The sequence below is a fragment of the Mycobacterium shunyiense genome, assembly GCF_058270075.1.
In genome coordinates this window covers 74591-95769 of the sequence record NZ_JBZDPU010000016.1, presented here as the reverse complement: position 1 = coordinate 95769, position 21179 = coordinate 74591, and the positions used below count along the sequence as shown (strand labels likewise).

Genomic DNA, 21179 nt, shown 5'->3' with positions numbered 1-21179 from the left:
CCTACAGGTATGCGGTCTGGTTCACCAACCGCACCGAAGATCCACCGTCGCCGTAGAACTCGGCGATCGACAGCGAAGCCAGATCCAAATGCAGCCGGTACAGGATGCCCTCCCCCGCATCGAGAGCCAGCCGCAGAATCGTCTTGATCGGGGTCACGTGCGAGACCACCAGAACCGTTGCCGCGCCATGCTCGGCGATGATCCGGTCGCGGGCCCGACCGACACGGTGCGCCACCGCATCGAAGCTCTCGCCACCGGGCGGCTCGACGCTGGTGTCACGCAGCCAGCGTCGGTGCAGTTCCGGATCCCGTTGCGCGGCTTCGGCGAACGTCAGTCCTTCCCACGCACCGAAGTCCGTCTCGATCAGGTCATCATCGACTCGGACGTCGACACCGAGCGCCTTGGCCGCCGCCGCGGCGGTCTCATAGGCCCGCTCCAGGGGTGAGCTGACCACCGCCGCAACACCCCCGCGTGCACCCAGATACCGCGCAGCAGCGTCGGCCTGCCTGCGGCCTTCCTCGGTCAATACCGGGTTGCCGCGGCCCGAATAGCGCCGGGCGATGGACAATTCGGTCTGACCGTGGCGCAGCAGCAACAGCCGAGTGGGGGCGCCGGTGGCACCGGTCCACCCCGGCGCGGACAGCGCGGCCTTCTCGGCCGGTACGGGCTCCTTGGCCGGCTCGGCCGCAGGCTGGTCGCTGAGGATGCCCGCTGCAGCGTCCATGGCTTCGTTGGCCAGCCCGTCGGCATGGCTGTTGCGCTCCCGCGGAATCCACGTATAGCTGGCCCGATCGAAGCCCTTGGCCAGCTCAGCCGCCCGGCGCTGCAGCGGAATCAGGTCAGGATGCTTGACCTTCCAGCGCCCCGACATCTGTTCGACGACGAGCTTGGAATCCATCGACACCGCCACTTCGGCCGCGCCCAACTCGGTGGCGGCCTCCAAACCGGCGATCAGGCCGCGGTATTCGGCGACGTTGTTGGTGGCGCGGCCGATCGATTCCTTACGTTCGGCCAGAATTGCGGTGTGTTCGGCGTCGAACACCACCGCGCCGTAGCCCGCCGGTCCGGGGTTACCCCGGGACCCGCCGTCTGCTTCGACGAGAACCTTCACTGCTTGAACCTCAAGAGGATTGCCCCGCACTCGGGGCAACGCACCACGTCATCGTCGGCTGCCGCGGCGATCCGGGCGCTCTCGCCGCGGTCGATCTCGATCCGGCAGGCGCCACAGCGGCGGCCTTGCAGCAACCCGGCCCCGGCCCCGCCGCGGGACCGCAGGCGTTCGTAGAGATCGATGAGTTCATCGTCGATGAGGTTCACCAGACCGTCTCGGCGGGTGCGCGCCTGCTGGCGGGACTGCTCGATCTCCGCCAGAGCGGCATCGCGGGCCTGCTGTGCCGACGACAGCGCGGCCTGCAGGTCATCGATGCGTTGCATCGCCTCGGCCTGCTGCGCCGCCAGTTCCTCGCGGCGTTCCATGAGCTCCAGCAGGGAGTCCTCCAGGCTCGATTTCCTGCGCTGCAGGGTTTCCAGCTCATGCTGGATCTCGGCGACCTGCTTGGCGGCCACCGTGCCGCCGTCGATCAGCTTGCGGTCACGGTCCTCCCGCTGACGGACCGAGTCGATCTCGCTTTCGAGCTTGGTCACCTGGGCTTCCAGGTCTTCCAGGGCGATGCCCAGAACGCCCACCCCGTCGCCGGCGGCGGCGTGCGCAGCCTGCGCCTCATCCACCTTCTGCTGTTCGGCCAGGTGCTTGGTGCGGTGCTCGATGCGCCCGAGTTCGGCATCGACCTCCGTCAGCGCGAGAAGCGAACGTTGTTGTTTTACTTCGGCTTTCATGCCCTGACTTTCATGTTGTTGGTAGCGATCAGCACTCGACGTTCCACGGGTCGGTGCGCAACGAGGACACCCGCACCTTCAGCGCGTCACCGAACTGCCCGCGCAGCACTCCGGCGGCCTGGGCACACCAGGGGAACTCGGAGGCCCAGTGCGCCACATCGATGAGCGCGACCGGTGACACGCGTCGGTGCTCATCGGCGGGATGGTGCCGCAAATCCGAGGTGACATAGGCCTGCACGTCGGCCCGGGCGACTGTGCCCAGCAGTGAGTCGCCCGCTCCCCCGCACACCGCGACCCGCGACACCATGGCGTCGGGATCCCCCGAGGTCCGCACCCCCCACGAGGTGGCCGGCAGCGCAGCCCGGACGCGGGATGCGAACGCCGACAAGGGCTCTGGCCGGTCCAGCTGCCCGATCCGGCCGATGCCCACATCCCCGGGGATCGGCGCCAGCGCAATGATGTCGAAGGCGGGTTCCTCATAGGGGTGAGCGGTCCGCAGGGCAGACAGGATGGTCGCGCGCAGCCGCGACGGCGCGATCACCTCTACCCGGTCCTCGGCCACCTGCTCGACGGTGCCCACCTCGCCGATGGCCGGGGCGGCCCCGTCGTGCGGCAGGAACTGGCCGGTTCCGGCCACACCCCAACTGCAGTGCGAATAGTCGCCGATGCGCCCGGCGCCCGCGTCGAACAACGCCTTACGCACCTTCGCCGCGTCCGCCGCGGGTACGAACACCACCCACTTGTCCAGGTCGGGACCGGATGCCGCAGGCGACAACACCGCGTCGACCCGTAGGCCCAACGCCTCGGCCAACGCATCGGACACGCCGGGTGAGGCCGCGTCGGCATTGGTGTGGGCGGAGAACAGGGCCCGGCCGGTGCGGATCAACCGGTGGACCAACGCGCCCTTGGCGGTGTCGGCCGCGACGGTGTCCACGCCGCGCAGCAGCAGCGGGTGGTGGGCCAGCAGCAGCCCGCGTTCCGGGACCTCGTCGACCACAGCCTCGGTCGCATCCACTGCGATCGTGACCGATTCGACCGGCTCCTCGGGATCGCCGCACACCAACCCGACCGAGTCCCAGTCGTGGGCCAGGTGCGGCGGGTACGCCGCGTCCAGGGTAGCGATCACGTCAGCCAACGGCACCCCGGCCGGTCGCGCACTCATTGCAGTACCTCCGTCATGGCGTCGACGAGTGCGGGCCATTCCGGCCGCACCGCAGCACGCAGGTAGTTTTCCGGCAGGCCCACGAAAGTATCGCAACGCCGCACCGCGATGCCTTTGCTTTCCAGATGTTTCCGCATCAGCTCCGCGTCGGGCACAGTGAACAGCACGAATGGCGCGTCGCCCGCCACTACGCCCAATCCGAGCTCCTCGAGCCCGGCCACCATCGAGGCCCGCAACCCGGCGACCTGCCGGGCTGAGGCATCGGCCTCGGCCACGGCTTCAGGACTGCCGGTCGCGGCGATGGCCTCCAGTTGCAGGGTGCCCAGGGGCCAGTGCGGACGCGGCGCGGTGAGCCGGGCCAGCACCTCGGGCGCGCCGAGGGCGTATCCCACCCGCAGCCCGGCCAGTGCCCAGGTCTTGGTCAGGCTGCGCAGCACCAGCACGTCGGGCAACGATTCGCCGGCCAGCGTCTGGGCCTCACCAGGGATGCCGTCGGCGAACGCCTCGTCCACCACCACCAGCCGACCCGGCCGACGCAGCGCCAGGATGTCGTCGGCGCGGTGCAGCACCCCGGTCGGATTGGTCGGGTTGCCGACGACCACGAGGTCCGCTTCCTCCGGCACGACAGCGCCGGTCAGCGTGAACGGGAACGGCAGCACCACGTGCTGGATCGGCACGCCGGCCGCGGCCAGGACGGCTTCAGGTTCGGTGAACGACGGGGCGACCAGCGCAGCCAACCGTGGCCGCAGCCCGGCCAGCAGGGCGAAGCCCTCCGCTCCGCCGGCCAGCAGGGCCACCTCGTCGGCGGCGCGGCCGTGCCGCCGCGCCACGGCGTGCACCGCGCGGCGTTGATCGGCCTGGCTCGGGTAGCTGCCCAGGTCGGGCAGCCGAGCGGCCAAGCGGTCGGTCAGCCAGACCGGCGGGCCACCGGGGCGGACGTTGACCGCGAAGTCCAGCATTCCCGGCAATGCGGCCTGGTCGCCGTGGTAGCGGGCGCCTGCGCGGGGTGGGTTTGGCACAGCACGACACTAGTGGTCGGAGAGCTGCCCGCGGCATACGGGAGAATGGGCACGTGACTGACACGCTGGAACTCACCCGACCGCAGCTGGTGCTTTTCGATCTCGACGGCACCCTGACCGATTCGGCGGCCGGGATCGTGTCGAGTTTCCGCCATGCCCTGACCCATGTCGGCGCCGGCATTCCGGACGGTGACCTGGTCGGACGCATCGTCGGCCCACCCATGCACGAGACGTTGCAGGCGTTGAGCCTGGGTGCGACGAGTTTCGACGCCGACGCCGCGATCGCGGCCTACCGCGCCGATTACACGAGCCGCGGCTGGGCGATGAACAGCCTGTTCGACGGCGTCGAGGCGCTGCTGGCAGACCTGCAGGCCGCAGGGGTGCGGTTGGCGGTGGCCACGTCGAAGGCCGAGCCCACCGCGCGGCGCATCCTGGCGCATTTCGGCCTGGATGGTTACTTCGAGGTGATCGCCGGAGCCAGTCCCGACGGCGTCCGGGCGGCCAAGGCCGATGTGGTCGCCTACGCGCTGGCCCAGTTGCAGCCGCTGCCCCAGCGCGTCCTGATGGTCGGTGACCGCATGCACGACGTCGAGGGCGCGGCGCAGCACGGTATCGACACCGTGGTGGTCGGCTGGGGTTACGGTGCCACCGATTTCACGGGTCCCACCGCCGTGGCCGCACACGCCCACGTCGATACCGTCGCCGCGCTTCGGGGGGTGCTCGGTGTCTGACGTTTCCACTGAACCGGTCCTGCACGTCACGTTCGTGTGCTCGGGCAACATCTGCCGGTCCCCGATGGCCGAGAAGATGTTCGCCCACCAGATCCGCGAGCGCGGCCTGGCCGATGTGGTTCGGGTGAGCAGCGGAGGCACGGGCGGTTGGCATGCCGGTGACGGCGCCGACAGCCGTGCCTGCCTGGTGTTGGCTGAGCGCGGTTATCCCAGCGAGCACGTGGCCGCCCAGGTCTGCGATGACCATCTCGGCGCCGACATGGTGGTCGCGTTGGGCCGCAATCACCTGCGCATCCTGACCGATCTGGGCGTGGTTCCCGACCGCTTGCGGATGCTGCGCTCATTCGACCCGCGCTCGGGAGCACACGCCCTCGACGTGGAGGATCCGTATTACGGCGGCAAGGCCGATTTCGAGGATGTGTTCACCGTGATCGAGTCGTCCCTGCCCGGGCTGCACACCTGGGTCGACGCGGCGCTGGCCGACCGGGGAATCCGGGGAACGGCAGTCTGATGCGCCGCCTGACCTTCCTGCTGCGACCGCAATGGGTGGCGTTGTTCATCGTGGTGGCCGCCTTCGCCTACCTGTGTTTCACGGTGCTGGCGCCGTGGCAGCTGGGCAAGAACACGAAAACCTCGCGTGAGAACAACCAGATCAGCCATTCACTGCAGGCCGATCCGGTTCCGGTGACCACTGTTCTGCCGCACCAGGATTCGGTAGCGCCCGATGCCCAGTGGCAGCGGGTCACGGCGACCGGGCACTACCTGCCGAAGTCGGAGGTGCTGGTCCGGCTTCGGGTGGTCGACGGCGAACCGGCCTTCGAGGTCCTCACCCCGTTCGCGGTGGACGGCGGGCCGACGGTACTGGTCAATCGCGGCTTCATCACGCCGATCGACGGAAACAAGGTCCCCCAGTTCGCGCCGGCACCGACCGACCGGGTGACCGTGACCGCCCGGGTCCGGGATGCAGAAGCGCGTCTGCCGGGTAAGGAGCCGTTCCGCGGCGACGACGGCGCCCAACAGGTGTATTCGATCAACCCCGACCAGATCGCGTCGCTCACCGGCGTGCCGCTGACGGGGTCGTATCTGCAGCTGGTGGCGAACCAACCGGGCGGCCTCGGGGAGTTGTCCCTGCCGCACCTCGACGCCGGACCGTTCCTGTCCTACGGCATCCAGTGGATCGCATTCGGCATCGTCGCCCCGCTCGGCGTGGGCTACTTCGTCTATGCCGAGGTGCAGCAGCGCAGGCGCGAACGGGCCGTCGCCCAGGCGGCCGCAAAGGAACCGCCCCGCGAACTCACCGGCGAGGAGAAGATCGCCGACCGCTACGGCAAGCGGCGCTGACGACCACAAGCAGTACCGACACAGCCGCCGCCCAGGCCTGGACCGCGCGCGAGAGTCGCACCGCGCGGGCCACATCCGCCACTTCGGGGATGCGGCCGTCGCCCAGGGTGGGCCGGATCTCCAGTTGATGCGCGTACTGCGTCGGGCCGCCCAGCCGCACCCCGAGCGCCCCGGCGAAGGACGCCTCGGCCACCCCGGCATTGGGGCTGGGGTGGCGGGCCGCGTCGCGCCGCCACGCCCGCAAGGCCGCCCGTGGTGACCCGCCGACCACCGGTGCACACAGGACCGTCAGAATCCCCGTCAGCCGGGCCGGTAGATAGTTCAGCACGTCGTCGAATCTGGCTGCGGCCCAACCGAAGTTGAGGTACCGCGGCGAACGGTGCCCGATCATCGCGTCCAGCGTGTTGGCGCCCCGGTACACCAGCACCCCGGGCACCCCGCCGATCGCCGCCCACACCAGCGGCGCCACCTGGGCATCAGAGGTGTTCTCGGCCAGCGATTCCACCGTGGCCCGGGTCAGACCCGAGGTATCCAGTGCGGCCGGATCCCGCCCGCACAACGACGGCAGCAGGGCGCGGGCCCCGTCGAGGTCGGCCGTCTCCAGCAGCGCCGACATCTGCCCACCCACCCGGTTGAGCGAGGTGCCGCCGAGCGCGACGTAGGTGGCCGCCGCGGTCACCCAGATCCGGTCGCCGCGTCCCGCCGCCCAGCCCAGCCCGGCCAGTCCACCCAGCAGCAGCCCGGTGTGCAGTGCACCTGTCCCGCGGTTGTCGGTATAGGTCAGCTTCTCCAACCGTGCAGCGCCAGTGCCGAACCCGGCCACCGGATGCCCGCGGCGCGGATCGCCCAGCAGCAGGTCGGCCAGGAAACCGACGGCGATACCGGCGGCCCGACGGTGGCTTCTGCGCGCAAACACCCCGGCAGCGTCTCACAAGGTGGTCTACTCGAAGTCATGAGGCTGGGTCCGCCACGACGCCCGCGCCGGGTCACCGATCTGCTCAACCCGGCAGCGGCGCTGTTACCTGCGGCCAACGTCATCATGCAGCTGTCCTCCCCCGGCGTGGGCTACGGGGTCCTTGAGAGCCCGGTGGACAGCGGCAACGTCTACAAGCATCCGTTCAAACGGGCCCGCACCACCGGCACCTATCTTGCTGCGGCCACCATGGGCACCGATGCCGACCGCGCGCTGCTGCGCACCCAGATCGACAAGGTGCATGCCCTGGTCCGTTCGCGGGCCTCAAGCCCGTTGTCCTACAACGCTTTCGACCCCCGGCTACAGCTCTGGGTGGCGGCCTGTCTGTACCGCTACTACGTCGACATGCATGAGTTCCTCTACGGGCGGCTGGACGAGGAATCGGCCGACGCGATCTACGCCGACGCCCGCGCGCTGGGCACCACCTTGCAGGTGCGCGACGAGATGTGGCCGGAAGACCGCGACGCTTTCGACGCGTACTGGAAGCAGTCGCTGCAGGATCTGCGGATCGACCCGCCGGTACGCGAGCATCTGCACGGAGTGGCGGCGATGGCGTTCCTGCCCGCCCCGCTGCGCCTGCTGGCCGGCCGGTTCAACCTGTTCGCCACCACCGGATTCCTGCCCGCGGAGTTCCGCAGCCACATGGAGTTGGGCTGGACGGCCGATCAGCAGCGGCGCTTCGAGTGGCTGTTGAGCGGACTGCGGGTCGCCGATCGCGTGATCCCGCGTGAGGTGTGGCTGTTGGGTTATCAGATCTACCTGTGGGACATGCGGATCCGTGACCGACTCGGCAAGCGAGTGGTCTGACTCGGGAGGCGAATCATGGCGTTTCCGGCACTGGCTCACGTGGCGGTCACCGTTCGCGATCTGGCGATCAGCGGGCCGTGGTACCGAGCCCTGTTCGGCGCCGAACCGGTGCTCGACGAGGACACCGACGCCGGCTTCCATCACCTGGTGTGGCTGCTGGACGGCGGCACGCTGTTCGGCGTCCACCAGCACCGGACCCCGGCCCCCGATGGAGGTTTCAGTGAGTTCCGGGTGGGCCTGGACCACGTCGGCTTCGGCTGCGCCTCACGTGCGGAACTGCAGGCCTGGGCGGACCGGCTCGACGGCCTGGGCATCGCCCATGGCGGGATCGTCGACGCACCGTACGGGTCGGGGCTCAGTTTCCGCGATCCCGACGGCATCGCGCTGGAGTTCTTCGCCGGAGCTTGAATTCGGGTCGTACGGCAGGGTATCGCCGGGCCCGTGGATATGATCCCACGCGGAGGAACCCTTGAAAGAGCTCATTGCCCCGGTTGCCGCTTCCCTGGCAATCGGTTTCGCGATCGGCGGCCTCCAGTCATCCGGCCCGCCGGCCGCCGCCCCGCAGGCACCGGTTCCGCCGCTGCCTCGGCCGGGCCTCTACACCGTCACCGAGACCTCGACCGACCGGGCACCGGAGCCCTACAACTGGACGTTGTCAGGGTGCGGCCCGCAGTGCCTGCACGTGCTCTCACCCGCGCCGGAGGGCACCTGGCAGCTGGACCTGGCCTGGGATCCCGCCGCCGATCGGCACCAGGGCGCGTGGGTCGGTGAGCGCGTCAACCCCGGCATGCAGTGCCGGCCCGGCAGCCCCGAGTACAAGACGGGCCCGGTTCCGTTCAAATACGTCATCCGGGCCGATCTCACGGGATTCGTGAACATGAAGTTCACCCGGGACAGCCCGTCGTGCCGGGGCGAGACCGCCATGCGCGGGCAACGACTCGCGCTGCAGCGCGCGAAGCCGGTGTGGTCGTAGGACCGAAATTCGGCAAGTGCCTTGGCCGCAATGCATGGGGCGAAGCATTTATCGCGCCGACATTCGGCCCCGGCGACGATCGGTAGCGATCTGGAACTATTCCGTGTGGACGTAGCCGTCGGCGGCGACAGGAGCCCACCGCCCGCCGAGCGGTGATCGACCATCTCTGTTTGAGTTGCAGCCGAACATCTTTGGACCGGTTGGCGTGGATCGCCTGGAACCCGCCCAACTGCCGTGCGCGGCTACGACCGCACAGGGCGCAAATACTTCGATATGAAGGTATCTACCGGTGAAACTGTTCGAATATGAATTTGGCATGAACCATGTGACAGTCATCTATGCCTCCGGACAATGGTGTTATGGCGGCGATGTCGGTGTCTCCACGTGGACAAGCACCCCGGCAGGCGATGCTGGGTCAGTTACCCCGGATGCATCGTGCTGATGGGTCACCGATCCGGGTGTTGTTGGTCGACGATGAACCGGCGCTGACCAACCTGGTCACGATGGCGCTGCGTTACGAGGGCTGGACCGTGGACGTCGCCCACAACGGCAGCGACGCAATGGCCTTGTTCACCGACACCGAGCCCGACGTAGTTGTGCTGGACATCATGCTGCCCGACGTCGATGGGTTGCAGATCTTGCAGCAAGTGCGGGCAGCCGAAACATACACCCCGACCTTGTTTCTCACTGCACGTGATTCGGTGGTGGATCGGGTATCGGGGTTGACCGCCGGCGCTGACGACTACATGACCAAGCCGTTCAGCCTGGAGGAGCTCGTTGCTCGGCTCAGGGGTTTGCTGCGCCGGTCCAGCCATATTGCACCGCCGGTCGACGAGGTGCTGCGGGTCGGCGACATCGTGCTCGACGGAGCCAGCCACGAGGTGTCCCGCGACGGTGCGACGTTGGCGCTGACCGTGACCGAGTTCGAGCTGTTGCGGTATCTGATGCGTAATCCGCGGCGGGCTCTGAGCCGCGCCGAGATACTCGATCAGGTGTGGAACTACGGGTTCGGCGGCAAATCGGGCATTGTCGACCTCTACATCTCATACCTGCGCAGGAAGGTCGACACAGGCCACGAGCCGATGATCCACACCGTGCGCGGTGTCGGATACATGCTGCGCCCCAACGATTGACGAGACATGACACGACGGTCCGGGTTCGCCCCTACGACCGCGCGTGTCCCAGCTCGAATGCGCCCACCTCGGTCAGCGTCACCCGGAGCACCGCCGCGCTCGGGATGTCATAGAACAGCCCGAGAATGTCGAGCCGCCCCTGCTGATAATGCTCGCGCAGCAGCGGATGCTCGGTCAGCGTCTGCACCTGCAACGCCACGTTCACCATGCTCAGCTGATCAACGGCGTCGAACCCTTCGGCGGCTGCCGACTGCGCGATCGGATGGCGGCCACCGTCGAAGGCAGCCAGGGTCGGCCGTGCGTACTCCAGCCAGGTGTCCAGCACTTCGTCACCAGTGGATTGGCCTGGGCCATCGCAAAATACCGCGTTCATGGCACCGCAGCTGGAATGCCCGCACACCACGATCGACGACACGTCGAGGGCCTTCACCGCGAATGCGATCGCAGCGTCCACCGACACGTCCTGCCGTCCGGTCGGGATGAAGTTACCTACGTTGCGGACGGTGAACAGGTCGCCGGGTCCGCTGCTGGTGATCACGTTGGGCACGATCCGCGAGTCGGCGCATGTGATGAACAGCGTCTCGGGACGCTGTGCGTGCTGCAACTCCTGCATGTGCGGCCGGATGTACGGCGCGGTGCGGCGGTGATAGACCGCCAGCCCGTGCAGCACCGACGGGCGCAGCCGCGGCTGCCAGGAACTCCAGGGCACGACGCCGGTGCGTTTGTCGATGGGGGTGAATCCACGCATCGGGGGCCCAGCGACGGCGCTGTCCATCTCCACCGCGCCGACATCGTGGATGTCGACGCTGCCGCCCGACGCGACCTGCTGTCGCTGCCAGGAGTCGATGGTCTCGTAACCGGCGTGGTCGATGAAGTCGACCGACAGCTCGACGGTGACATGCGATCCCTCCGGCACCGATGCCAGCACGCTGTTGAGCCTTGGGAGCGACAGGAAAGTCACCGAACCGTCGATGACGACGCGCCACTCACCGTCGCCGGTCGGATCGGCGGTGATCTTGACCCGAACCACCCGCCAGACGGTCAGCGAGATGGCAAGTGCCAGGCCGATCAGCACGCCCTCGAGCAGATTGAGGAACACCACACCGATGATCGTGACGAGGTAGACCGCAAGGTCGCCGGTGCGCCAAGCCGTCTTGATGTGAGCCCATTTGACCAGTTGTATGCCGATCACGATGAGTAGACCGGCCAGCGCCGACGTCGGGATCATCTTGGCCAGACCCGCGAACGGCACCGCGAACGCCAGCACCCACACACCGTGCAGGATCGCCGACGCGCGGGTCTGGGCGCCGGCGGCAACGTTGGTGGAGCTGCGCACGATCACACCGGTCACCGGCAGGCCGCCGATGGAGCCCGACGCAATGTTGGCCACCCCCTGACCGATCAGCTCACGGTCGAAATTGGTGCGCGGAGCGCGACTTTGCATGCGGTCTACCGACACCGCGGACAACAGGCTTTCGACGCTGGCGATCAATGCCACCGTCAGGACCCCCGTGGCGAACGCACCCCAGTTGCCGTCGGGCAGGTTCGGGAGTTGCAGGGCATCTGCCAGCGAGCCGTCGATCTTGATCCGCGAGACATCGAATGGTGCGACGAGCGAGAGCACAGTCACGCCGAGGACCGCCACCAGCGGGCCGGGCACCACCTTCACCCGCGCCGGCATCCAGCGCCATCCGACGAGGATGCCGATGACGAGCAGGCCGAGGAAGGTCGCGGGCCCGTGCGCATCGACTACCTGCCCGGGTAGTCCGGTGACGTTGCGCCAGGCGGAGCTTGCGGAGTCACCGCCGAGCAGCACGTGAGTCTGCTGTAAGGCGATCGTGACTCCGATGCCGGCCAGCATCGCGTGTACGACGACCGGCGAGATCGCCAGCGCCGCGCGGGCAATCCGGCTGAGCCCCAGCAAGACCTGGAGTACGCCGGCGCAGATGGTGATCGCGCAAGTGACAGCCCAACCGAACTCCGCGACGAGGCCGGCGACGATGACCGTCAGCCCGGCGGCCGGCCCACTCACCTGCAGCGGTGAGCCACCCAGAATGCCCACCACGATGCCGCCGACGATCGCGGCGATTATTCCGGCGAGCACAGGTGCATCGGAGGCAACGGCGATACCCAACGACAACGGCAGCGCGACGAGGAAGACGACGAGCGACGCCGGCAGGTCATAGCGCAGCAGTGAATGCAGACGCGACTGCTCCGACGAGCCAACGGGCCCGTCGGCGGGCCGTTGTGCGGCCGGCGTCAGTCGCTGCTGAATGGCAGGCTCCTTCGGTCGATGGTCGGCGCCGGATCAGACCCGAAACGGCAACGTCGGCGAGGCAGCTTTTGGTCGCTGCTGTCGACACCAAAAGAAAGCTGTGCAATATTCACGAACAAATTCACCCGCGGGTAGGCGATCAACGCTTACCCGCTTTCCACTACCAGGCTATTAATCGTCGGAAAGTAACGTCAAGCAATGCGGACTGACGCATAGAGAACCCAAATATTTGCGTGTCAAATGCAGTTCGAAGCGTCATTCAACGTATCGCGAGCTGCGCACATTAGGAGTCGATATGACCTCGGTGACAGCGATAGCCGTCGCCAGGAAAATGGAATCATGACGTCGGTGTCTGTCACAGGTGTGCAGCGACCCCAGGGGGCCGTCCTCGGTCAGCAGCCGCGCATTCACCGTGCCGACGGTTCACCCATTCGAGTTCTGCTGGTGGATGACGAGCCTGCGCTGGCCAACCTGGTGAAGATGGCCCTGCACTACGAGGGCTGGGTCATGGAGGTCGCTCGCAACGGCCAGGAAGCCGTCAGAAGTTTCGACGAGACCGACCCGGATGTCGTGGTGCTCGACGTCATGCTGCCCGATATCGATGGCCTGGAGGTTCTGCGACGCGTCCGCGAGTCCGCCAGCTATACGCCAACCCTGCTCCTCACTGCGCGCGATTCGGTAATGGACCGCGCACCGGGGCTGGCGGCGGGAGCCGATGACTACATGACCAAGCCGTTCAGCCTCGAGGAGCTGATGGCGCGGCTACGGGGCCTGCTGGGCAGGTCCGGTGACGTGGCATCACCGGAGGTCGAGACGCTACAGGTGGGCGATCTGGTGCTTGACGACGCCAGTCGTGAAGTGTTGCGCGACGGGGTCCCCGTGTCGTTGTCCGCCACCGAATTCGAGCTGCTGCGCTACTTGATGCGCAACCCGCGCCGTGCACTCAGCCGCGCCGAGATTCTGGACCGGGTGTGGAACTACGGATATGGCGGCCGGTCGAGCATCGTCGACCTCTACATCTCATATCTGCGGAAGAAGATCGACACCGGCCGTTCGCCGATCATCCACACCGTTCGTGGAGTCGGATACATGCTGCGGCCAGGGGAATGACTCTCTAGAACGCAATTCACCTTACGACCGCCGATGGCGAACCCTATGACGGTGGCCATCATTTCCACTGAATCCCCTGTGAGTTACCCATTCGATTCATATGAATTCTCCATGGGAAACCGCCACGTGAAATCATGTGATTTCGATATGAGGTGGTCGTTGTCACCTCTATTCGAACTTAGACTGAAGGATATTTCACCTACTGGAAAGGTGGTGTTTCCAATCATGAAAGGATCACTATATAGCCGAATTATCGGTGTTGTGGCGATCATCGGAGGCGCAGCGGCCCTAGGCCTTACAACGGCCGCTCCCGCCGTCGCCGCACCGTCGAACCCGTCCGCGCAGGAGACCATCGACAAGTTGAAGGCCGACGGCTACAACGTCATCGTCGCCAAGGTCGGCAACAACTCGGTGGATCAGTGCACCGTCAGTGCGGTGCGCGACGGCCACGACGTCAAGAACAACTGGATCATCCGGGGACCGGCCGGCCAGGTCGGCACCCAAACGCGCTACACCACGGTCTACGTCGACCTGCACTGCAAGGATGACGCACCGACGGGCTGATGATGATCTTTGGTGGGCGCGGACGGTATCGAACCGCCGACCGCTGGTGTGTAAAACCAGAGCTCTACCACTGAGCTACGCGCCCCGTCGCAGGCACGGTACACGCCGCAGGGGCGTGACCGGAAATTCAAGCCTGCTCAAGCCTGCAATGCCGCCAGTGCCTCCCGCCACACCGCTTGATCCCGCGCCTGGCCCGGGTCCATCATCTCGGCGAACCGGACCTTCCCGGCCTTGTCGACGACGAACGTGCCGCGGTTCGGATACCCGGCTTCATCGTTGAACACGCCGTAGGACTGGGCGACCGCACCGTGCGGCCAGAAATCGGCGAGCACCGGAAACGTGAATCCACTTTCGATGGACCAGATCTTGTGCGTCGGGGGTGGGCCGACCGAGATGGCCAGGGTCGCGGTGTGGTCGTTCTCGTACTGCGGCAGCTTGTCGCGGATCTCTCCGAGTTCGCCCTCACACACGCCGGTGAACGCCAGCGGAAAGAACACCAGCAGCACGTCCTTGGCGCCGCGGTAGGCGCTGAGGGTGACGGGCCTGCCGTTCTGGTCCCGGAGCGTGAAATCGGGCGCCGGGGCACCGACAGCGAGCATCACCGTCTGTTCTTCGCGCGAGCGCTCATCACGGCCCCCGCTTGCCCGCGGCTTTCGACTTGGGTTGCACCAACCGGCTCGCCGTCCAATCCCCCAACTTGGCCGACGAGGTCTGCATCAGACCGGCCGTCGGCGCCGACTCGGCGATCTCCGCGGGCTGCACGTGCCCGGGTTTACCGGTCTTGGGAGTCACCACCCAGATCACGCCGTCCTCGGCGAGTGGGGTGATGGCATCCATCAGCCGGTCGACGAGATCCCCGTCGTCGTCCCTCCACCAGAGCAATACGACATCGACTACTTCGTCCGAATCCTCATCGACCAGCTCAGATCCGCACGCTTCTTCGATATCGGCCCGGATGTCGTCGTCGCTATCCTCGTCCCAACCCAGTTCCTGGACTATCTGATCCTTCTGGATGCCCAGTATGTGGGCGTAGTTCGGGCTTGAGTCCGTCCCCGCCGCGACCACCGTCGGTCCTCCTTAACCTCTTCTCGAGCCTCTCTCAAGACTTGACCATCACTTGTTCATTCGCGTGCGCGATGCGTGTTGCGATCTATCGTCGCACGACGAGGCATCAGTGCGGGTGTCCGGCGGGCGAGTTTGTCCGCTCACCTGTCAGTAGGCCTTGTCGCATCTGGTCAGTGCGTTCTCTCGCGCGGCGTTCGAGCGCTCCGATGCCGCGTTGAACTGATCCGCGCCGACGTGGCCGGAAATGGCGGTGACGAGGGCTCTCGCCGAGTCGATCCACTCGGTCAGCGCGGCGTGCAGATCCGGGGACAGTGCGTCGGACAGGCCGGAACCGACCAGATCGGCGCTGCGGTTGAGCCCGTCGATCGCGGGGCCGGCCTTGGCCGCGGTGTCACCCCCGTTGTTGACCGCCTCGACGTAGCCGTTGACCGCATTGACCGCGTCGACGACGGAGGTGCTGAGGTCCTCGCACACGGTGTGCACGGCGCGCGTGGTCAGCGAGGCCTGGCGTTCGGATTCGCGGGCCACCGAGCTCAACGAGGACTCTTCGATCGAGGCCGTCACCGATGCCCGGTATTCGGGGGCCGCGGCGGAATTGACCTCTGCGGTACCGCCGGTAATGGACGTGCAACCCACTACGACCATGGCGATCACCGCGGCCCCGCCGAGTGCGCGCGCGGCAATCCCCGCCTTTGCCCCAAATCGCCCATCAACCGGCACGATCTGCAGACGTTACCGGTTCACAAAGCAACTCATGGGTAACTTACGCACCCCCACCCCCAGCGGCACGGAGGCGGCAAGATGGGGGGACGATAGAAGGTGCCACAAGCACTGTCAGTTGTTACCGCCTAACAAGGAGCGGAAGTTGACCACCGAGTTCGTGCGCCAGGATCTGGCCCAAAACTCCTCTACTGCAGCCGAACCCGACCGGGTGAGGGTCATTCGGGAGGGGGTTGCCTCCTACCTTCCGGATATCGATACCGACGAGACCGCGGAATGGCTCGAGTCGTTCGACGAGTTGCTGGAGCGATCCGGTCCGGCGCGGGCCCGGTACCTGATGTTGCGACTGCTCGAGCGTTCACGCGAGAAGCGCGTCGCCATCCCGGCCCTGACGTCGACCGATTACGTCAACACCATCCCGACCGAACTGGAGCCCTGGTTCCCCGGCGACGAGGACGTCGAGCGACGTTACCGCGCCTGGATCCGGTGGAACGCGGCCATCATGGTGCACCGCGCTCAGCGTCCGGGAGTCGGTGTGGGCGGCCATATTTCGACGTACGCGTCGTCGGCGTCGCTGTATGAGGTCGGTTTCAACCACTTCTTTCGCGGCAAATCCCACCCGGGCGGCGGCGACCAGGTCTTCATTCAGGGTCACGCCTCCCCCGGCATCTACGCCCGGGCCTTCCTGGAAGGCCGACTGACGACCGACCAACTGGATGGTTTCCGTCAGGAGCACAGCCACCCCGGCGGCGGCCTGCCGTCGTACCCGCACCCGCGCCTGATGCCGGATTTCTGGGAATTCCCGACGGTGTCGATGGGCCTGGGCCCGATGAATGCGATCTACCAGGCCCGGTTCAACCACTATCTGCACGACCGCGGCATCAAGGACACCTCCGATCAGCACGTGTGGGCGTTCCTCGGCGACGGTGAGATGGACGAGCCGGAGAGCCGCGGCCTGATCCAGGTGGCCGCCAACGAAGCGCTCGACAACCTGACCTTCGTGGTGAACTGCAACCTGCAGCGCCTGGACGGTCCGGTACGCGGCAACGGCAAGATCATCCAGGAGCTGGAGTCGTTCTTCCGCGGCGCGGGCTGGAACGTCATCAAGGTGGTGTGGGGCCGCGAGTGGGATGCGCTGCTGCACGCGGACCGCGACGGCGCGCTGGTCAACCTGATGAACACCACGCCCGACGGGGACTACCAAACCTACAAGGCCAACGACGGCGCCTACGTGCGCGATCACTTCTTCGGTCGCGATCCCCGCACCAAGGCACTGGTCGAGCCGATGACCGATCAGGAGATCTGGAACCTCAAGCGCGGCGGTCACGACTACCGAAAGGTGTATGCCGCCTACCGCGCCGCGATGGAGCACAAGGGCCAGCCGACGATCATCCTGGCCAAGACCATCAAGGGCTACACCCTGGGCAGCCACTTCGAGGGCCGCAACGCGACGCACCAGATGAAAAAGCTTGCGCTGCAAGACCTCAAGGATTTCCGCGACGTCACCCGGGTGCCGATTTCCGATGCCCAGCTCGAGGAAGACCCCTACCTGCCGCCGTACTACCACCCGGGACCGGAGACCCCCGAGATCCGGTATCTCCTGGACCGTCGCCGTGCACTGGGCGGGTTCGTGCCGGCCCGACGCAACAAGACGACGCCGCTGGCGCTGCCGGCGGCCGACACCTACGCGGCGCTGAAGAAGGGCTCGGGCAACCAGTCCGTCGCCACCACGATGGCGACGGTGCGCACATTCAAGGAACTGTTGCGGGACAAGAACATCGGCCCGCGCCTGGTGCCGATCATCCCCGACGAGGCCCGTACCTTCGGCATGGACTCGTGGTTCCCGAGCCTGAAGATCTACAACCGCAACGGGCAGCTGTACACGTCGGTGGACTCGGCACTGATGCTGGCGTACAAGGAATCCGAGGTCGGCCAGATCCTGCACGAGGGCATCAACGAGGCCGGGTCGACGGCGTCGTTCACCGCGGTGGGCACGTCGTACTCCACCCACAACGAGCCGATGATCCCGATCTACATCTTCTATTCGATGTTCGGATTCCAGCGCACCGGCGACGGTCTTTGGGCGGCCGCCGATCAGATGGCCAAGGGCTTCGTGCTCGGCGCGACGGCCGGGCGCACCACGCTGACCGGTGAGGGCCTGCAGCACGCCGACGGTCATTCGCTGCTGTTGGCGTCCACCAATCCGGCCGCGGTGACCTATGACCCGGCGTTCGCCTACGAGATCGCCCACATCATCGAGAGCGGCCTGCAGCGGATGTACGGCGAGCACGCCGAGAACGTGTTCTTCTACATCACCATCTACAACGAGCCCTACGTGCAGCCCGCCGAGCCGGCCGGTCTGGACACCGAGGCCCTGTTGCGCGGCATGTACCGCTACCGGCAGGCGCCCGAGAAGCGCACGAACACCGCTCAGATCCTGGCGTCGGGCGTGTCGATGTCCGAGGCGCTGCGCGCCGCGGACATGCTGGCGGCGGAGTGGGATGTGGCCGCCGACGTGTGGTCGGTGACCAGCTGGGGCGAGCTCAACCGTGAAGGCGTGGAGATCGAGCGGCACCGGCTGCGCCATCCGGATCAGCCCGCCCGCACCCCGCACGTCACCAGCGCGCTGGCCGATGCCGCCGGCCCGGTGGTGGCGGTGTCGGACTGGATGCGTGCGGTGCCCGAGCAGATCCGGCCGTGGGTTCCCGGTACCTACATCACCCTGGGTACCGACGGCTTCGGCTTCTCGGACACCCGCCCGGCGGCGCGGCGCTTCTTCAACACCGACGCCGAGTCGGTCGTGGTGGCAGCGCTGGAGGGCCTGGCCCGTGACGGGGAGATCGATCCTTCGGTGCCCATCGCGGCGGCCAAGCAGTACAAGATCGACGACGTGTTCGCCGCAGCGGTGTCCTACGTCGACACCGGCAGCGCCTAGTCGAGGGCTCCGAGGGCTGTCTCTCTTAAGGGAGCGACAGCCCTCGGAGCGGCGCTCTTGGAGGAATCCACCAGAATCTTGGCGTAGCTTTTAGGGATGGCTGACAAGCGGTTCGTGCCGCCCAAATCGACCGTCGAGGTCCTTGAGAGCGTGCCCGAGTCGACGCTGCGCCGGTTGAAGCAGTATTCCGGCAGGCTGGCCACCGAGGCGGTCCACGCCATGGCCGAGCGCCTCGACTTCTTCTCCGATCTCGACGCATCGCAGCGCGCGAGCGTGCAGTTGGTCGTGCAAACCGCCGTCGTGAACTTCGTCGAGTGGATGCGCGACCCGGAAAGCGACGTCTCTTACACCGCGCAGGCCTTCGAGGTGGTGCCACAGGACCTGCGGCGCCGGATCGCCCTACGCCAATCGGTCGAGATGGTCCGGACCTCGATGGAGTTCTTCGAAGAGGTGGTGCCGATGCTGGCCCGATCCGAAGAGCAGCTCAACGCGCTGACCGCGGGCATCCTGCGCTACAGCCGGGACCTGGCGTTCGCGGCGGCCAGCGCGTATGCCGACCAGGCCGAGGCCCGCGGGGCCTGGGATCTGCGGATGGAGGCCAACGTCGTCGACGCCGTTGTGCGCGGGGACACCGGACCCGAGTTGCAGTCCCAGGCGGCGGCACTGAACTGGGACGCGACCGCTCCGGCCACGGTAATCGTGGGTCTGCCGCGTCCGGACCGGCTGGATCTTGCCCGCGACGACATCCACGACGTCGTGAAGCGCCATGACCGGGCGGCACTGTCCGACGTGCACGGGACCTGGCTGGTAACGATTGTGTCGGGCCCCCTGTCAGCAACCGACCGCTTCCTCGTCGACCTGCTGTCGGTGTTCGCCGACGGCCCGGTGGTGGTCGGGCCGACGTCCCCAGCCCTGACGGCTGCGTATCGCAGCGCCACCGAGGCGATCTCCGGCATGAACGCGGTGGCCGGCTGGCCCGGCGCACCCCGCCCGGTGTCAGCACGCGAGCTTCTGCCCGAGCGGGCCCTGTTGGGAGACGAGACTGCGATCGCCGCACTGGAAACCGAGGTCATGCGCCCATTGGCCGACGCCGGCCCGGCGCTGACGGAGACGCTCGACGCGTTCCTCGATTCCGGGGGCGCCATAGAAGCTTGTGCACGCAAATTGTTCGTTCATCCAAACACCGTGCGCTACCGGCTCAAACGGATCGGCGACTTCACCGGCCGCGATCCGGTCGTTCCCCGGGACGCCTACGTGCTGCGTGTTGCGTCGACGGTCGGCAGGTTGAGCAAACAGGCATACCAGCCGAGCACGCCATATGGTGGTAGCGCCGCCATCTCGGCGATTCGCCCGCCTCATTCCGCGCGGCAGCGGGCCTGATCTTGAATCACTTGCCGCCGAAGAGGCCTGTGCCAGATTGCGCTGCGATATAGGGAACGTCGCATAACATGCACTTTTGTGGGGAACCTACAAAAACATAAGACAAGGTTCATAATCTCTTACACCCCACAAAACCGTCTTCACAGTGTTCTCTTAATGACGTGCCTCAACCCGTGCTCGCATTGCTTGCCCCCGGACAGGGATCGCAGACGCCCGGCATGCTCTCCGCTTGGCTGGAGCTGCCCGGTGCGGCCGATCGCCTCGCCACGTGGTCGCAGATCAGCGGCCTGGACCTGGCGCGGCTTGGAACCACCGCCACCGCCGAGGAGATCACCGACACCGCGGTGACCCAGCCGCTGGTCGTGGCCGCCACCCTGCTGGCGTATGAGGAACTGACCAAGCGGGGCCTCCCCCAGACCGCTGAGACCATCGTCGCGGGCCATTCCGTCGGCGAGATCGCGGCGTACGCGATCGCCGGCGTCATCTCCGCCGACGACGCGGTCAAGCTGGCCGCCACCCGTGGCGCCGAGATGGCCAAGGCCTGCGCGGTCGAGCCGACCGGTATGTCCGCGGTGCTCGGCGGCGACGAGGCCGAGGTCCTGGCCCGGCTGGAGTCACTGGACCTGGTCCCCGCCAACCGCAACGCCGCGGGCCAGATCGTGGCCGCCGGAGCGATCGCGGCGCTGGAGAAGCTCGCCGAGGATCCGCCGGCCAAGGCCCGCGTCCGTCAGCTGGCCACCGCAGGCGCATTCCACACCCAGTACATGGCCTCCGCGCTGGAGGGCTACGCCGCCGCCGCCGAGTCTGTAACGACCACAGAGCCCACTGCGACACTGTTGTCGAACGCGGACGGCCAGCCGGTCGCCTCGGCCGCCGACGCGATGGAGAAGCTGGTGTCCCAGCTGACCAAGCCGGTGCGCTGGGACCTGTGCACCGCCACCCTGCGGGATCGCTTCCAGGGCGCCGAGCGCGCCGGGATCGTCGAGTTCCCGCCGGCGGGCACCCTGGTCGGCATCGCCAAGCGTGAACTGAAGGGCACACCGACGCGCGCGGTCAAGACCCCAGCAGACCTGGATGGGCTGGACGAGCTGTAAGTCCTGCGACAACTGAATAGCAGCATCAACCGAACGTCCCATATGTCCTCCGCACCCGGAG

At 67.0% G+C, this 21179-nt stretch carries 21 protein-coding genes and 1 tRNA gene; 12 read left to right on the top strand and 10 right to left on the bottom strand.

Annotation, left to right across the window (positions count from 1 at the left end; translation table 11 throughout):
* Position 1: 1 nt before the first annotated feature.
* Genes AC4ELH_RS20460 through cobC form a run of 4 tightly spaced genes read right to left on the bottom strand, consistent with a single transcriptional unit; the run spans position 2 to position 4017 of the window.
* Entirely contained in the window at positions 2-1111 is a 1110-nt protein-coding gene (locus AC4ELH_RS20460) for a bifunctional RNase H/acid phosphatase (RefSeq protein ID WP_448443269.1), read from the bottom strand.
* The gene (locus tag AC4ELH_RS20455; protein ID WP_448443271.1) at positions 1108-1836 is read right to left on the bottom strand and encodes a zinc ribbon domain-containing protein; all 729 of its coding nucleotides are present in this window, start codon (positions 1834-1836) and stop codon (positions 1108-1110) included. The genes AC4ELH_RS20460 and AC4ELH_RS20455 overlap by 4 nt, the downstream gene beginning before the upstream one ends.
* 28 nt (positions 1837-1864) lie before the next feature.
* On the bottom strand, positions 1865-2998 hold the full coding sequence (locus tag AC4ELH_RS20450; RefSeq protein ID WP_498886313.1) for a Nif3-like dinuclear metal center hexameric protein: 1134 nt from the start codon (positions 2996-2998) through the stop codon (positions 1865-1867).
* A complete protein-coding gene (gene cobC / locus AC4ELH_RS20445) occupies positions 2995-4017 on the bottom strand; it encodes an Rv2231c family histidinol phosphate aminotransferase CobC (RefSeq protein WP_448443275.1) in 1023 nt (340 codons plus the stop codon). The genes AC4ELH_RS20450 and cobC overlap by 4 nt, the downstream gene beginning before the upstream one ends.
* Before the next feature lie 53 nt (positions 4018-4070).
* Here cobC and AC4ELH_RS20440 point away from each other — a divergent pair, with 53 nt between their 5' ends.
* The 3 genes from AC4ELH_RS20440 to AC4ELH_RS20430 are packed head-to-tail and all read left to right on the top strand — an operon-like array spanning position 4071 to position 6089.
* On the top strand, positions 4071-4748 hold the full coding sequence (locus AC4ELH_RS20440) for an HAD-IA family hydrolase (protein WP_082941636.1): 678 nt from the start codon (positions 4071-4073) through the stop codon (positions 4746-4748).
* Entirely contained in the window at positions 4741-5259 is a 519-nt protein-coding gene (locus AC4ELH_RS20435; protein ID WP_082941637.1) for a low molecular weight protein-tyrosine-phosphatase, read from the top strand. Before AC4ELH_RS20440 ends, AC4ELH_RS20435 begins: the two co-directional genes overlap by 8 nt.
* The gene (locus AC4ELH_RS20430; protein WP_064881651.1) at positions 5259-6089 is read left to right on the top strand and encodes an SURF1 family cytochrome oxidase biogenesis protein; all 831 of its coding nucleotides are present in this window, start codon (positions 5259-5261) and stop codon (positions 6087-6089) included. Before AC4ELH_RS20435 ends, AC4ELH_RS20430 begins: the two co-directional genes overlap by 1 nt.
* Here AC4ELH_RS20430 and AC4ELH_RS20425 read toward each other — a convergent pair.
* Positions 6043-7005 (bottom strand): cobalamin biosynthesis protein, encoded by a 963-nt coding sequence (locus tag AC4ELH_RS20425; RefSeq protein WP_498886309.1) that lies wholly within the window; start codon positions 7003-7005, stop codon positions 6043-6045. The genes AC4ELH_RS20430 and AC4ELH_RS20425 overlap by 47 nt on opposite strands.
* Positions 7006-7041: 36 nt before the next feature.
* Here AC4ELH_RS20425 and AC4ELH_RS20420 point away from each other — a divergent pair, with 36 nt between their 5' ends.
* The 4 genes from AC4ELH_RS20420 (at position 7042) to AC4ELH_RS20405 (ending at position 9975) form a co-directional block, all read left to right on the top strand.
* Complete coding sequence (locus AC4ELH_RS20420) at positions 7042-7869, top strand: oxygenase MpaB family protein (protein WP_498886307.1); 828 nt, start codon at positions 7042-7044, stop codon at positions 7867-7869.
* A 15-nt stretch (positions 7870-7884) separates the two neighbouring features.
* A complete protein-coding gene (locus AC4ELH_RS20415; RefSeq protein WP_448443280.1) occupies positions 7885-8277 on the top strand; it encodes a VOC family protein in 393 nt (130 codons plus the stop codon).
* A gap of 61 nt (positions 8278-8338) precedes the next feature.
* Entirely contained in the window at positions 8339-8842 is a 504-nt protein-coding gene (locus AC4ELH_RS20410; protein ID WP_064959813.1) for a hypothetical protein, read from the top strand.
* A gap of 359 nt (positions 8843-9201) precedes the next feature.
* Positions 9202-9975 (top strand): response regulator transcription factor, encoded by a 774-nt coding sequence (locus AC4ELH_RS20405; RefSeq protein WP_064881660.1) that lies wholly within the window; start codon positions 9202-9204, stop codon positions 9973-9975.
* A gap of 31 nt (positions 9976-10006) precedes the next feature.
* Here the strand turns inward: AC4ELH_RS20405 and AC4ELH_RS20400 are convergent, their stop codons facing one another.
* Positions 10007-12238, bottom strand: a complete 2232-nt coding sequence (locus tag AC4ELH_RS20400) for a SulP family inorganic anion transporter (protein ID WP_463805039.1) — start codon at positions 12236-12238, stop codon at positions 10007-10009.
* A gap of 351 nt (positions 12239-12589) precedes the next feature.
* On the opposite strand from AC4ELH_RS20400, the gene AC4ELH_RS20395 reads away from it, so the two are divergent.
* On the top strand, positions 12590-13360 hold the full coding sequence (locus tag AC4ELH_RS20395; RefSeq protein WP_463791315.1) for a response regulator transcription factor: 771 nt from the start codon (positions 12590-12592) through the stop codon (positions 13358-13360).
* Positions 13361-13621: 261 nt separating this feature from the next.
* Positions 13622-13924 carry a hypothetical protein gene (locus AC4ELH_RS20390; protein WP_236734729.1) on the top strand — a complete coding sequence of 101 codons (303 nt, stop codon included), beginning with the start codon at positions 13622-13624 and terminating at the stop codon, positions 13922-13924.
* Positions 13925-13934: 10 nt separating this feature from the next.
* Here the strand turns inward: AC4ELH_RS20390 and AC4ELH_RS20385 are convergent.
* The 4 genes from AC4ELH_RS20385 to AC4ELH_RS20370 form a co-directional block, all read right to left on the bottom strand.
* A tRNA-Val gene (locus AC4ELH_RS20385) sits at positions 13935-14009 on the bottom strand.
* A 52-nt stretch (positions 14010-14061) separates the two neighbouring features.
* The gene (locus AC4ELH_RS20380; protein WP_064881666.1) at positions 14062-14523 is read right to left on the bottom strand and encodes a peroxiredoxin; all 462 of its coding nucleotides are present in this window, start codon (positions 14521-14523) and stop codon (positions 14062-14064) included.
* 28 nt (positions 14524-14551) lie between these two features.
* The gene (locus AC4ELH_RS20375) at positions 14552-14989 is read right to left on the bottom strand and encodes a DUF3052 domain-containing protein (protein WP_064881668.1); all 438 of its coding nucleotides are present in this window, start codon (positions 14987-14989) and stop codon (positions 14552-14554) included.
* A 147-nt stretch (positions 14990-15136) separates the two neighbouring features.
* A complete protein-coding gene (locus AC4ELH_RS20370; protein ID WP_498886303.1) occupies positions 15137-15709 on the bottom strand; it encodes an Rv2240c family protein in 573 nt (190 codons plus the stop codon).
* 145 nt (positions 15710-15854) lie between these two features.
* Here AC4ELH_RS20370 and aceE point away from each other — a divergent pair, with 145 nt between their 5' ends.
* The 3 genes from aceE (at position 15855) to AC4ELH_RS20355 (ending at position 21118) form a co-directional block, all read left to right on the top strand.
* Positions 15855-18644 carry a pyruvate dehydrogenase (acetyl-transferring), homodimeric type gene (gene aceE / locus AC4ELH_RS20365; protein ID WP_064960920.1) on the top strand — a complete coding sequence of 930 codons (2790 nt, stop codon included), beginning with the start codon at positions 15855-15857 and terminating at the stop codon, positions 18642-18644.
* Between the two features lie 96 nt (positions 18645-18740).
* The gene (locus AC4ELH_RS20360; protein WP_498886300.1) at positions 18741-20024 is read left to right on the top strand and encodes a PucR family transcriptional regulator; all 1284 of its coding nucleotides are present in this window, start codon (positions 18741-18743) and stop codon (positions 20022-20024) included.
* Between the two features lie 173 nt (positions 20025-20197).
* Positions 20198-21118 carry an ACP S-malonyltransferase gene (locus AC4ELH_RS20355; RefSeq protein ID WP_110777125.1) on the top strand — a complete coding sequence of 307 codons (921 nt, stop codon included), beginning with the start codon at positions 20198-20200 and terminating at the stop codon, positions 21116-21118.
* Positions 21119-21179 lie beyond the last annotated feature (61 nt).

Bases quoted from the DNA above. Each gene is read 5' to 3' on its own strand.
- AC4ELH_RS20455 (WP_448443271.1), bottom strand. From the start codon at position 1,836: ATGAAAGCCGAAGTAAAACAACAACGTTCGCTTCTCGCGCTGACGGAG.
- AC4ELH_RS20450 (WP_498886313.1), bottom strand. From the start codon at position 2,998: ATGAGTGCGCGACCGGCCGGGGTGCCGTTGGCTGACGTGATCGCTACC.
- AC4ELH_RS20430 (WP_064881651.1), top strand. From the start codon at position 5,259: ATGCGCCGCCTGACCTTCCTGCTGCGACCGCAATGGGTGGCGTTGTTC.
- AC4ELH_RS20420 (WP_498886307.1), top strand. From the start codon at position 7,042: ATGAGGCTGGGTCCGCCACGACGCCCGCGCCGGGTCACCGATCTGCTC.
- AC4ELH_RS20415 (WP_448443280.1), top strand. From the start codon at position 7,885: ATGGCGTTTCCGGCACTGGCTCACGTGGCGGTCACCGTTCGCGATCTG.
- AC4ELH_RS20405 (WP_064881660.1), top strand. From the start codon at position 9,202: ATGGCGGCGATGTCGGTGTCTCCACGTGGACAAGCACCCCGGCAGGCG.
- AC4ELH_RS20395 (WP_463791315.1), top strand. From the start codon at position 12,590: ATGACGTCGGTGTCTGTCACAGGTGTGCAGCGACCCCAGGGGGCCGTC.
- AC4ELH_RS20380 (WP_064881666.1), bottom strand. From the start codon at position 14,523: ATGCTCGCTGTCGGTGCCCCGGCGCCCGATTTCACGCTCCGGGACCAG.
- AC4ELH_RS20360 (WP_498886300.1), top strand. From the start codon at position 18,741: ATGGCTGACAAGCGGTTCGTGCCGCCCAAATCGACCGTCGAGGTCCTT.